The sequence below is a fragment of the Mycobacterium sp. genome (assembly GCF_002863225.1).
Lineage (GTDB): Bacteria > Actinomycetota > Actinomycetes > Mycobacteriales > Mycobacteriaceae > Mycobacterium.
In genome coordinates, this window is sequence record NZ_PKEK01000089.1 from 37,770 (window position 1) to 49,679 (window position 11,910).

Sequence of the window (11,910 nt, forward strand, 5' to 3'; positions counted from 1 at the left end):
GATGCGCGTGATGCTCAGCAAAGCCCGCCACCGGGTCTGGCAGTCTCTGGTGTTGCTGGTCGCCGCCATGCTGTTGAGCTCGTGCGGGTGGCACGGCGTCTCCAACGTCTCGCTGCCCGGCGGTCCGGGCGACTCGTCCGGCTCGTACACCGTCTACGTGCAGATGCCGGACACCCTGGCCATCGACGGAAACAGCAAGGTCATGGTGGCCGACGTCTTCGTCGGCTCGATCCGCAAGATCGAGCTCCGGACCCCGGAGTTCGAGATCAACGGCCACCGCGCCAAGAACTGGGTGGCCACCCTGACGCTGGGTCTGCAGAAGAACGTCAAGCTGCCGAAGAACGCCACCGCGAAGATCGGGCAGACCAGCTTGTTGGGCTCCCAGCACATCGAATTGGCGCCACCGGCCGACCCGTCGTCGCAGATGCTCAAGAACGGCGACACCATCCCGCTGAAGAACGCGTCGGCCTTCCCCAGCACCGAGCAGACCCTGGCGAGCCTGGCCATGGTCGTGCGCGGCGGCGGCCTGCAGAACATCGAGGTCCTGCAGAACGAGGTCAGCAAGATCTTGACCGGCCGCGGCCCGCAAATCCGCGCGTTCCTCGGCAAATTGGACACCTTCACCCGCCAGCTCAACGAGCAGAGCGACGACATCACCCACGCCATCGACTCGACGAACCGGCTCTTGGCCTACGTCGGCAACCGGTCGGACGTGCTGGATCGGGTGCTGACCGAGTTCCCGCCGCTGATCAAGTACCTCGCGGCTCCGGAGTACCAGAAGCATCTGGTGGACGCAGTCCAGTCGGTGGGTGCGCTCAGCCAGGCCGCGGCCCAGTACCTGGGCGAGGCACGGGCTCCGCTGCACCAGAACCTGCTGTCGCTGCAGTGCCCGCTGAAGGAATTGGGCAAGGCATCGCCGTACCTGCTCGGTGCGTTGAAGCTGGTCTTCACCGCGCCGTTCGACCTGGACACCGCGCCGAAGCTGATCCGCGGTGACTTCATGAACTCCTCGCTGGAGGTGGACACGACGCTGTCGGCGGTCGACAACGCCTTCCTCACCGGCACCGGGTTCTCGGGCGCGTTGCGGGCACTGGAGCAGTCGTATGGTCGCGATCCCGCCACCATGATTCCGGATGTGCGATTCACGCCGAACCCGAATGACGCGCCGGGCGGACCACTTGTGGAGAGGGCGGACCGGCAATGCTGACTCGTGTCATCAAGCGCCAGCTGATCGTGTTCGGCGTCTTGACTGCCGTCGCCTTGTTGGTGCTGGGGGTCTACTACCTGCGTCTTCCGACGTTGATGGGTGTCGGTCAGTACCAGCTGAAGGCCGACCTACCCGCTTCGGGCGGGCTGTACCCGACAGCCAACGTGACCTATCGCGGAATCACAATCGGGAAGGTCACCGCCGTCGAGCCGACGGAAAAGGGCGCCGAAGCCACGATGAGCATCGACAGCAACTTCAAGATCCCGCTCGACGCGGTGGCCAACGTGCACTCGGTGTCGGCAGTCGGCGAGCAGTACCTGGACCTGGTGTCGGAGGGCAAAGCGCAGGGCTTCTTCTCGCCCGGTCAGCGGATGACCAAGGGAACCGTGCCCAGTGAGATCGGCCCCGCGCTGGACACCGCCAACCGTGGTCTGGTGGTGCTGCCGAAGGAGAAGATCGGCAAGTTGCTGGACGAGACGGCCGACGCGGTCGGAGGCCTAGGCCCGGCGCTGCAGCGTCTGGTCGACTCCACCCAGGCGATCGTCGGCGACTTCAAGACCAACATCAACCAGGTCGACGACATCATTCAGAACGCGGCGCCGATCCTGGACAGCCAGGTCGTGTCGAGCAATGCGATCGAACGCTGGGCGCACAACCTCAACATCCTGGGCGGGGAAGCCGCCGCCCAGGATTCACACCTGAAAAGCATTCTGACGCAGGCTGCCCCGACGGCTGACCAGGTGAACTCGGTGTTCAGCGACGTTCGTGAATCGCTGCCGCAGACCCTGGCCAACGTCGAGATCATCGCCGACATGCTCAAGCGGTACCACCCCGGCCTCGAGCAGACCCTGGTGATGCTGCCGCAGCTCGGGTCGATCGTGCAGGCGATCTCCGCCCCGTACGAAAAAGACCGGATGGCGGCGCTGGACCTCACACTGGCGATCAACTACCCGGCACCGTGTTTGACCGGCTTCCGGCCGGCGCCGGAGTGGCGCGCGCCGGCGGACACCAGCATCGCCCCGCTGCGGGACAACAACTACTGCCGGATCCCGCAGGACTTCCAGGCCAACGCGGTCCGCGGGACGCGCAACTTGCCGTGTATGGATGTCCCCGGCAAGCGGGCGCCCACGCCGCAGGATTGCCGCAGCGGAAAGCCGTACGAGCCGCTGGGCACCAACCCGTGGTACGGCGACCCCAACCAGATCCTCAACTGCCCCGCCCCCGGTGGGCGCTGTGATCAGGCGGTGAAGCCGGGCTTCGTGATCCCGGCGCCATCGGTCAACAACGGCCTCAACCCGTTGCCTGCCAACCGCCTGCCACCGGGTGGGCAGACGCCGCCGCCGAAGAGCGATCCGTTGCAGCGACCCGGCTCGGGTGGGGTCCAGTGCAACGGCCAACAGCCCAACCCCTGCATCTACACCCCGGGCGGCCCACCGGCGGCCGTCTATAGTCCGATGAGTGGCGAGGTAGCGGGCCCCGACGGTTCTAAGTACTCCGTCAACAACTCACGCAACACAGGAGATGACGGATGGAAGGAGATGCTGGCGCCAGCCGGCTGACCCCGAACGACCCGGATCACGATCCTTCGTCGGAACCCGAACCCGAAACGGTCGCCGACGATCTCAGCACTGAGGAAACTGCCGAGGATTCAACGGAATCCGACGACGCCGACCACGAGGTCGCCGAGTCAGACGCCGAGGACCTAGCCGAGGCCGGCGAACCCGAGGCAGACCCACGCGGCAGTTCGCGACTGGGCCGCGGCTGGTTCATCGGCATCGCGGCCGCACTTGTCGTGCTGGCGGGCGGCCTCGGAGTCGGCGGGTTGTTCGCGCTGCGCGCACATCACGACAGCCAGGCCACCGCGCGCCGGGACGCGGCCGCGGTGGAAGCGGCCAAGGACTGCGTGGGGGCCACCCAGGCGCCGGACATCGGGGCGATGGCCTCCAGCGCGCAGAAGATCGTCGAGTGCGGCGCCGGGGCCTTCCGGTCGCAGGCGATCCTGTACAGCGGGCTGCTGGTCGAGGCCTATCAGGCCGCGAACGCCCACGTTCAGGTGTCCGATCTGCGCGCCGCGGTCGAACGCGACAACCCCGACGGTTCGGTCGAGATTCTGGTGCCGCTGCGGGTGAAGGTCTCCAACTCCGAGACGCAGAACCAGGAAGCGGGCTATCGCCTGCGGGTGACGATGGTGCTGGACGAGGGCAAGTACCGAATTTCCAAGCTCGACCAGGTGGCGAGGTGACGGTGCTGGTCGAGGAGACCACGGATAACCCAGCCACGGCAGTCGACGAGCCGACACCGAACGAAGGGTTGGCGCGGTGGAAGGTTCGCGCCGCCGCGCTGGCGGTGGACGTGCTGCCCGGTGCCGCCGCCACGGTGACGATGGGGCTGGTCTGGTTGGCGGCGCCGCCCCAGAGCCTCTGGTGGTGGGGGTCGATCGCGCTCCTTGTCTTCACGACCCTTGCGACGCTGGTCAACCGGGCGGTGCTGCCGGCGACCCTGGGCTGGAGCCTGGGTAGAGCGTTGCTCGGTATCGAGGTCGTGCACCGAGACGGAGACGCGGTCGGCGTCGGCCGGCTGACGTTGCGCGAACTCGCGCACCTGCTCGACACCCTGTCGGTGTTCGTGGGATGGCTTTGGCCACTGTGGGATTCGCGCCGGCGCACGTTCGCGGACCTGCTGGTGCGCACCGAAGTGCGTTACGCGGCAGCCGATCGGCGCCCTGCAGACATCCGCCGGCACGCCGCGATCACCGCCGGGGTGGCGGTGTCGCTGTGCGTCGTCGGCGCCGCCGTCAGTGTCTTCGCGATATACCTGCCCGCTCGGGCCGCCGAGCAGACCCGGGCCGCCGTCAACGCGGAAGGCCCCAAGATCGTCGCGCAGATGCTCACCTACGACCCCAAATCGCTGCAGCAGGACTTCGAGCACGCCCGGTCGCTGACCACCGCGAAATATCGACCCGAGTTGGTCAAGCAGCAGGAGTCGGTGCAGAAGGGTCATCCCGCGGTCAACGAGTACTGGGTGACCGACAGCACGGTGCTGTCGGCAACTCGGGACACCGCGACGATGCTGTTGTTCATGCAGGGCCACCGCGGCGGTGGCGACGAACAACGGTTCATCACCGCCACGGTCCGGGTGTCGTTCGACAAAGCCGAGAGCGGCCAGTGGCTGGTCGACAACCTCGACGTGGTGACCAAGCCCAAGCCCGCCCAGCCCAAGCCGCCCAACGCGCCGGCCCCACCCAAGCAGTCAGCGCCGCCGGCCTCGCCGGCACCGCCGAAGGGTCCGAAGTGAGCCCCCGCAGACGAATTCAGCCCGGCGAGGAGCCGCTGCTGAGGACGCCCAAGCCGACGCTGTGGGCACGATTGCCATGGCGACCGACGTTGCGGCCGCAGTGGTGGAAACCGTCGCGGGCGTGGGCGCTTCCCGCAGCGGTGACCGGTGCCGCCGTGCTCACCGCGGGCGCCATCGCGACGTCGTCACTTGTTCTGGTCGACCAGCGCTCGCATCACCGGCAGGCCATGCAGGAAGTCGATGTGCTCGGTTACGTCCGGGCCTTCATGACCGGGTTCACCACGCTGGACCCGTTTCACGCCAACGCCTACTTCGACCGGGTATTGGCCAACGCGACAGGCGATTTCGCCAAGCAGTATCACGACAAGCAGAACGAGATCCTGGTGCAGATCGCCCGGGCCGAGCCGACCAAAGGAACCACACTCGCCGTGGGTGTGGAGCGGTGGAACGACGACGGCAGCGCCAATGTCATGGTGGCGACTGACGTTTCGTCCAAGACTCCTGACGGAAAGCAGAAGATCGAGACGACAAATCGCTGGGTGGTCACCGCCCAGCGGGAAGGTAACCAGTGGAAGATCAGCAGCCTGCAACAGGTGATCTGACCGAGGAGTCGGCCGACGACACCGCCGCTGAGACCGCGTCTGTGGACGAATCGGCGGATGGTGTGTCAGACGAGTCGAACGCCGAGGGTTTCGGTAGCGACGAGGAATCCGCCAGCGATGAGGAGTCTGAGGGCGACGACGAGTCTGAGAGTGACGACGAAAACGTCGAAGCCACAACCGAAGACGACGACCTCGGCCTGACCACCGTCCGTTTCCGTGAGCGACGGCCCGCGACCAGATGGTCGGTGATCGTGGCGGCGGTGGCCGCCGCGTTGTTCATCGGCGCCGGCGCATTCGCCGGTGCGATGATGCAGCCGTATCTCGCCGACCGCGCCGCCGTGGCCACCAAACTGACCGTCGCCCGCACCGCGGCCAACGCGATCACGACGCTGTGGACCTACAACCCGGAGAACATCGACAAGCTCGCCGATCGGGCGTCGCAGTATCTCAGCGGGGACTTCAGGGCCGCCTACCGCAAATACCTCGACGCACTCCTGGCGCCCAACAAACAGGCCAAGATCACCAACAGCACCCAGGTGGTCGGTGCCGCCGTGGAATCACTGAGCGGATCGGACGCGACCGCGATCGTGTACACCAACACCGCCTCGACCAGCCCGGCCACCAAGGACGTCCCGTCGCTGAAGTACCTGTCGTATCGGCTTGTGCTGCAACGGGATCACGCGCAGTGGCTGGTCACCAAGATGACCACGATCACCTCGCTGGACCTGACGCCGAAGTTCTAGTTGAACGCGAGCCAGCCCGGCAGCGAGCGCTCGTGGGCGTCGCAAAGCACGTCGTAGTTGTCGCAATTGCCTTTGGGCACACCGGCACCGGCCCACATGCCACCGGTGTCGCGGCGCAACACGATCGCCGACGAGGTGCCGCCGTCGAGTAGCACCGCGCTGTCGCTGCCCAATCCGCGGAAGAGGTCCTGGATGTTGTCCGGCGTATAGCTGCCACCCTGGAACACGTACATCTCGTCGCGCGGCTTGGAGTAGGCCAGCGCGGTCCGGGCGGCGCTGGGTCCACCGTCGTTGAGCTGACCGGTGTTTCCGGGCGCCAGCAGTCCGAGTCCGCTCACCGCGACGAACCGTTCGCCGCGTTCGACCAACCCGGTGACCGGGGCGGTGGCGGCGTCGTAGTCGTGGCCGTCGCGGCCACCGCGCGGCCACAGCATCGACGGTGCGCCGCGATTGGGCAGGATCATGGTGGCCAGCGCGCTCCAGTTCTCGTTCCCGCCGGACAGGCCCTGCTTGCCGGCGTAGGGGACGGTGCCGGTGACCGCCTGGTTGGCCCGGCCCTGCCCGCGGGTGTTGTCGACGTAGGTACCCAGGGGCGAGCTGCAACCCGTCGAGCGCCACGAGCCGCCCTTCTGGCCGCGGATGTCGAAGAAGTTCGCGTTGATCGCGATGGTCGGTCGGCCCAGCACCTGCCAGGCCTGCACCGCCGTGTAGGTCTCCGAGGCCTGCATCAGGCCGTCGCCGGTGCGCGCGTGCGGATTTCGTTCGCAGCGCGACTGAGATCCAGTGTGGCTGTCCACCAACAGATGTGGCTCGAGCCGCTGCGACGCGGCTTTGATGATCATCAGGTGACCGCCGCTGCCGCCGTCGTACCAGTTGCCGGCGGCATTGAGCATCGGTGCCGGGTGCCCGCCGCCGAAGTTGTACACCAGATACGAGCCCTGGGTGTTGGCGATGGCACCGGCCAGCAATTCACGGGCCTCCGCCCGGGCCACCGGCTGGCCCGTGCTGGTGGCCAGCGTCAGACACAGTGCGCCGCTGGCGCAGCAGGCCGCGATGCGCCGAAAGGCGGCAGCGAGATGTGGCACGGTTGCCCCTTCGGCCCGAGTATCCTTGCTCAGGTATTACACAGCAACGCGTATAACAGCGGAATGACGGTTCGGCGGCAGTCCAATGACGTTCGGCCGCTTGGCGTTTACCGCCCCGGGTAGGGGACGCCGCCGGACGGGTCGACCGTCGCCACCACCGGCTTTGTCGCGGGTTCGCGACGTGCTCCCCGCCGGTCGTGGATGCGGGTGGCGGCGACGCCGATCAGCAGGCCGATCATCAGATCGAGGGTGACCCATTCCAGCGACTGCACCAGACCCGAACCGGCCTGGCCGCCCAGGTACAGCAAAGACCTTGCGCCCATGAACACTTGGTGCATCGGCTCGAACTTCGCCTGCCACTCGAACAGGGCCGGAGTGGCCTGCAACGGCACGGTCGCACCCGCCGACGGCAGTCCGAGGATCACGAAGGCGAACAAACTGACCAACGTCCCGACCGGGCCGAAGGCCACGATCAGCGACGTCGATCCGACACCGACCGCGGTGATCGCCAGCACCCCGAAAAGCCACAGCGTCAAGCTGTTTTGGATGGGCATGCCGAATTGCATGGCGATCAGCAGGTAGGCCGCCGAGGTGAGTAGCGCCAGCGCGGCCACCATTGCCCACTTGATGAACAGGATGCGCAGGGGCGAGACCGCCGACCGTTCGGGATGCGTCGTGTCCACCGACCGGCTGACCACGATGCTGGCGATGAAACCGGCCAGCACCAGCAGTAGTGAATAGTAGAAGGCGGACAACCCATTTCCGGTGCCGTTCGGCAGGGCGTTGTGCACGGTCGATTTGACCTCGACGGGATTGGCCAGCATCAGCGCGACGGCACCGGGTTCGGGTGCTTTGCCGGTCTGTTCCGCCACCTCCTGCGAAAGCCGTTGTCCAACACGCTGATCGATCGCCGCCACCGCGCGCTGCAGCGTCTGGCCGGCGATGTTCGCGCCCAGTGTGCCGGCCCGCGGATTGGTCGAGACGACGATGACGGCCCGCTCGACCCGTCCGGGTGTCAACGCGCTCTTGGCGTAGGCCTGCAACTTCGAGGAGAAGTTCGGCGGGATCACGGCCACCCCGTAGACCTGCGCGGTATCCATCTGGGTCTTGGCCTGGTCGTGGGTCAACACGCGAACGTCGTAGGCGTCGTGGTCGAACCCGGCCAGCATGCCTTTGAGCACCTGCGCGCCCGTCGGCCCGGCGTCCTCGTTGAGCACCGCGATCGGAAAGTGCCGCAGGTTGGTCATCGGCTGCAGAATGCCGCCGAGACAGAACGCGGCCAGCGCCGAAGTGACCGCGAGTGTGAGCAGGATCGGTATGGCCCAAAATCGAACTGTGGCAGGTGGTTTCGTCCGCGGATAACGCACGGAATCCGAACCGTCGTCCCCGTACGTGTGCTCAGCCAGCTCGTGAGGCTCGTGCGGTTCAGACATGCCGGCTCCTGTTCGTCCGCACCACCCTAGTCGCCGAGGCCTGTGTGCATCTCCCAGACCAGGATTTCGGCGGGGCTTCGGGCGGCGATGCGCACGTCTTCGGATGCGGTGAGGCGGACCGCGTCGCCCTCGTCCAACACGGTCTGCTGGAACTCGATCTGACCGCGGGCGACGAACAGGTGCACGTAGGGCGCGGCAGGCAACGTCAGGTCGTCGCCGGGGCGCAGCCGCCCGGCGTGCAGTGCCGCGGATCGATTGTGGATGCCGACCGCCGCGTCGTGGCCCGGCATTCCGGACGCGATCAGCGCCAGGCGTCCGGTCAGCGCCTCGTCGGCGATCGCGTGTTGTTGGTAGCCGGGCTCGACCCCGGCCACGTCGGGCTGCACCCACATCTGCACGAACCGGACCGGCTCGGTGCTCGATGCGTTGCGCTCGGAGTGGGTGATGCCACTGCCCGCCAACATCCGTTGCGCCAGACCGGGATAGATGACGCCGCTGTGGCCCGTCGAGTCGCGGTGCGCCAGCGAACCCTGCAGCACCCAGGTGACGATCTCCATGTCGCGATGCGGGTGGGTGTCGAAGCCGCCACCCGGGGCGACGACGTCGTCGTTGCTGACCAGCAGCACACCGTGGTGGGTGTTGTCCGGGTCGTAGTGGTCGCCGAACGAGAACGAGTGCCGCGAGTTGAGCCACGACGTCGTGGTGACCGGCCGGTCGGCGGCACGCCGGATCTGGACGGTGGCGGGCACGCTGTCACGCTACTCCGCGGCGCGCTGCACGCCGAACGTGAAGGTAGCCGCACGTTCGGTCACCAGCGTGAAGCCAGCTTCACGCTCGACACGCTAGCCGTGCAGGGTGGGCCGGTACGTCAACTCCTGGATGTTGCCGTCCAGCGTCCGGCTTTCGACCAACTCGAGGTCGAAGTCGGCGGCGCCCTTGAAGATCGGGTCGTCACCGGTCTGACCGGTGATCACGGGAAAGAGCGTGACCTGGACGAAGTCGACCAGCCCGGCGGCCGACAACGCCCGGTTCATCGCCAGGCTGCCGTGCGAGCGCAGTGGTACCTCGGACTCCGCTTTCAGGCGGGCGACGACCTCGACGGCGTCGCCCTTCGCGACGGTCGCGTCGGGCCAGTCGAGTGGTTCGGCCAACGTCGAGGACACCACGGTCGCGGGTAGCTGTCTCATCCGAGTGACCCACGGGTCGTGCACGTCGGAGTCCTCGGTGCTCTCGGCGATCATCTGGGCGAACAACCGATAGGTGTTGGCGCCGAACACCATTCGCTGTGTCTCGTCATACAGGGCGAGACGGCGTGCGAGGAGCTCCGGGCCCTGCTTACCCCAGTAACCGCCCCAATCGCCGCCATTGACGCCGCCGAAGCCGTCCAGGCTGGAAAAGACGTCGAAGGTGTAGGTAGCCGTCATGGTGGTCTCCTCGCGTGCCGGTGGTGACTGGTCAGGGATACAGACCGCCGGCCGCGGCGAAAGTCATCGCCGGTGTCAGAGACGCTCGGGCAGGCCGAATTTGGCGAACAGCCCGGAATCGAGGAAAGCCACCACCCGTGACACCCCGTCGGCGCGCACGTCCAGCACGTGCAGCTGGAACGGCACGTGACCGTCCCCGTCGCGCATGTACATCGCGGCGGCCGGTTGCCCGTTGGCGGTCAGCGGGAGCATCCGCATGTCGCCGGACAACTCGGCGGGGCACTGTTGGTGGATCAGCGTGATGATCGCCTGCGGACCCTGGTACCAGCCGACGAACGGCGGCATCTCCCAGATGGCCTCGCTGGTGAAGATGTCCACCAGCCGCTCGATGTCGTAGGCCTCGAACGCGGCAATGTAGCGCGTCAGCAGGTGCTGGGCGTCCGCGGAGTCCGGTGCGGGCAACCGGTCGTCGGCGCTGAGGCCGGCCGCATCGAGCTGCGCGCGGGCGCGCTGCAGCAGGCTGTTGACGGCCGCGGTGGTGGAACCGATCGCGTCGGCCACCTCGGCGGCCTTCCACTGCAGCACGTCGCGCAGCACCAGCACGGCACGCTGGCGCGGCGACAGATGCTGCAGGGCGGCCACGAAGGCCAACCGAACCGACTCGCGGGTGCCCACGATGGTCGAGGGATCACCCGCCGCATCGGGCAACGGTTCGAGCCACGGCACCTCGGCACCCTCGACCAGCTCCGCGGTGGGATCCGAACTCGGCGCTCCCAGCCCGGTCGGCAGCGGACGCCGCTTGCGGCCCTCCAAAGCCGTCAGGCAGGTGTTGGTGGCGATGCGATGCAGCCAGGTGCGCACCGAGGATTTCCCCTCGAAGCGGTCGTAGGCCTTCCAGGCGCGCAACAGCGTCTCTTGCACCAGGTCTTCGGCATCGTGCAGCGACCCGGTCATCCGGTAGCAGTGCGCGAGCAGTTCGCGCCGATACGGCTCTGCGGTCGCGGAGAAGTCCGTCTGGCCGTCATCATCCAGTTCGGGGGCGAGCACACTCACCGCAGAGAGCTTACGGACTGAGTCCGACTCATTTCGACAGCGGGTTTACGCTGCCTTCGATGACAATCACGCGTGCCGAACGGTCCTTCGACGGAGTCGACGATGTGCACATCGTCTACGACGTGTGGACCCCCGACACCACGCCGAGGGCGGTGCTGATCCTCGCCCACGGCCTGGGCGAACACGCCCGCCGCTACGACCACGTGGCCGAGCGGTTCGGTCGCGCGGGCCTGATCACCTACGCGCTCGATCACCGCGGACACGGCCGCTCGGGCGGCAAGCGCGTGCTGCTGCGCGACATCTCCGAATACACCTCCGACTTCGACACCCTGGTCGGGATCGCCGCCCGGGAACACCCCGGGCTGAAGCGCATCGTGCTGGGCCACAGCATGGGCGGCGGCATCGTGTTCAGCTACGGCGTCGAGCACCCGGACGACTACGACCTGATGGTGTTGTCCGGACCGGCGGTGGCCGCGCAACTCGCCGTGTCGGCGCCGCTGGCCTGGATCGCCAAGACCGTCGGGGCCGTTGCGCCGGGCTTCCCGCTGCAGGCGCTCGACGCCACCGCCGTATCGCGCGACCCGGCCGTGGTGGACGCCTACAACACCGACCCGCTGGTCTATCACGGCAAAGTTCCCGGCGGTGTTGCCCGCGCGCTGTTCCTGGTCGGCGAGACGATGCCGCAACGGGCCCCGTCGCTCACCGCGCCGCTGCTGGTCGTGCACGGATCGGACGACCGGTTGATCCCCGCGGAGGGCAGCCGGCAGCTCGTCGCGGCCGTCGGCAGCAGCGACGTCGAACTGAAGATCTACCCGGGCCTCTACCACGAGGTGTTCAACGAGCCGGAGCAGGAGCAGGTGCTCGACGACGTGGTGTCCTGGCTCGACGCGCGCCTGTGAATGGCGGAGCCGCGAGGTCGTCCGATTCACCTAAATTGGTCTCGTGCGCGCAGCGATGGGGAGGAGCGGCGCAGGTATGACCGCCGGCGACGATGCAGAGCGCAGCGATGGGGAGGAGCGGCGCAGGTATGACCGCCGGCGACGATGCAGAGCGCAGCGATGGGGAGGAG

At 67.3% G+C, this 11,910-nt stretch carries 11 protein-coding genes and 1 pseudogene; 7 read left to right on the plus strand and 5 right to left on the minus strand.

Annotated features, from left to right (window positions below; all coding sequences use genetic code 11):
- Position 1: 1 nt before the first annotated feature.
- From CYU59_RS25200 to CYU59_RS25225, 6 genes are read left to right on the plus strand one after another with little or no spacing between them, the layout of a single operon-like run.
- On the plus strand, positions 2–1,207 hold the full coding sequence (locus CYU59_RS25200; protein ID WP_293004027.1) for a virulence factor Mce family protein: 1,206 nt from the start codon (positions 2–4) through the stop codon (positions 1,205–1,207).
- Positions 1,201–2,766: an MCE family protein gene (locus CYU59_RS25205; RefSeq protein ID WP_293004013.1), complete on the plus strand. Its 1,566-nt coding sequence runs from the start codon at positions 1,201–1,203 to the stop codon at positions 2,764–2,766. Before CYU59_RS25200 ends, CYU59_RS25205 begins: the two co-directional genes overlap by 7 nt.
- The gene (locus tag CYU59_RS25210; protein WP_293004014.1) at positions 2,736–3,449 is read left to right on the plus strand and encodes an Mce protein; all 714 of its coding nucleotides are present in this window, start codon (positions 2,736–2,738) and stop codon (positions 3,447–3,449) included. The genes CYU59_RS25205 and CYU59_RS25210 overlap by 31 nt, the downstream gene beginning before the upstream one ends.
- A complete protein-coding gene (locus CYU59_RS25215) occupies positions 3,446–4,501 on the plus strand; it encodes an RDD family protein (RefSeq protein ID WP_293004015.1) in 1,056 nt (351 codons plus the stop codon). The genes CYU59_RS25210 and CYU59_RS25215 overlap by 4 nt, the downstream gene beginning before the upstream one ends.
- Positions 4,498–5,103, plus strand: coding sequence for a mammalian cell entry protein (locus CYU59_RS25220; protein WP_293004016.1), 606 nt, complete (start codon positions 4,498–4,500; stop codon positions 5,101–5,103). The genes CYU59_RS25215 and CYU59_RS25220 overlap by 4 nt, the downstream gene beginning before the upstream one ends.
- Positions 5,070–5,846, plus strand: a complete 777-nt coding sequence (locus CYU59_RS25225) for a mammalian cell entry protein (protein WP_293004017.1) — start codon at positions 5,070–5,072, stop codon at positions 5,844–5,846. Before CYU59_RS25220 ends, CYU59_RS25225 begins: the two co-directional genes overlap by 34 nt.
- On the opposite strand, the gene CYU59_RS25230 is transcribed toward CYU59_RS25225, so the two are convergent.
- The 5 genes and pseudogenes from CYU59_RS25230 to CYU59_RS25250 all read right to left on the minus strand — a co-directional run bounded on the left by CYU59_RS25230 (position 5,843) and on the right by CYU59_RS25250 (position 10,953).
- On the minus strand, positions 5,843–6,931 hold the full coding sequence (locus tag CYU59_RS25230; RefSeq protein WP_293004018.1) for a phosphodiester glycosidase family protein: 1,089 nt from the start codon (positions 6,929–6,931) through the stop codon (positions 5,843–5,845). The two genes, CYU59_RS25225 and CYU59_RS25230, sit on opposite strands and share 4 nt — an antisense overlap.
- A gap of 107 nt (positions 6,932–7,038) precedes the next feature.
- Positions 7,039–8,364 (minus strand): ABC transporter permease, encoded by a 1,326-nt coding sequence (locus CYU59_RS25235; RefSeq protein WP_293004019.1) that lies wholly within the window; start codon positions 8,362–8,364, stop codon positions 7,039–7,041.
- Positions 8,365–8,390: 26 nt separating this feature from the next.
- The gene (locus CYU59_RS25240; RefSeq protein ID WP_293004020.1) at positions 8,391–9,113 is read right to left on the minus strand and encodes a pirin-like bicupin family protein; all 723 of its coding nucleotides are present in this window, start codon (positions 9,111–9,113) and stop codon (positions 8,391–8,393) included.
- Between the two features lie 93 nt (positions 9,114–9,206).
- A complete protein-coding gene (locus tag CYU59_RS25245) occupies positions 9,207–9,788 on the minus strand; it encodes a dihydrofolate reductase family protein (protein ID WP_293004021.1) in 582 nt (193 codons plus the stop codon).
- A gap of 75 nt (positions 9,789–9,863) precedes the next feature.
- Positions 9,864–10,953 (minus strand): annotated as a pseudogene (locus CYU59_RS25250) (sigma-70 family RNA polymerase sigma factor).
- Between CYU59_RS25250 and CYU59_RS25255 the strand changes: the two are divergent.
- Entirely contained in the window at positions 10,901–11,740 is an 840-nt protein-coding gene (locus tag CYU59_RS25255) for an alpha/beta hydrolase (protein WP_293004022.1), read from the plus strand. The pseudogene CYU59_RS25250 and the gene CYU59_RS25255 sit on opposite strands and share 53 nt — an antisense overlap.
- Positions 11,741–11,910 lie beyond the last annotated feature (170 nt).

Bases quoted from the DNA above. Each gene is read 5' to 3' on its own strand.
- CYU59_RS25200 (WP_293004027.1), top strand. From the start codon at position 2: ATGCGCGTGATGCTCAGCAAAGCCCGCCACCGGGTCTGGCAGTCTCTG.
- CYU59_RS25205 (WP_293004013.1), top strand. From the start codon at position 1,201: ATGCTGACTCGTGTCATCAAGCGCCAGCTGATCGTGTTCGGCGTCTTG.
- CYU59_RS25210 (WP_293004014.1), top strand. From the start codon at position 2,736: ATGGAAGGAGATGCTGGCGCCAGCCGGCTGACCCCGAACGACCCGGAT.
- CYU59_RS25235 (WP_293004019.1), bottom strand. From the start codon at position 8,364: ATGTCTGAACCGCACGAGCCTCACGAGCTGGCTGAGCACACGTACGGG.
- CYU59_RS25245 (WP_293004021.1), bottom strand. From the start codon at position 9,788: ATGACGGCTACCTACACCTTCGACGTCTTTTCCAGCCTGGACGGCTTC.
- CYU59_RS25255 (WP_293004022.1), top strand. From the start codon at position 10,901: ATGACAATCACGCGTGCCGAACGGTCCTTCGACGGAGTCGACGATGTG.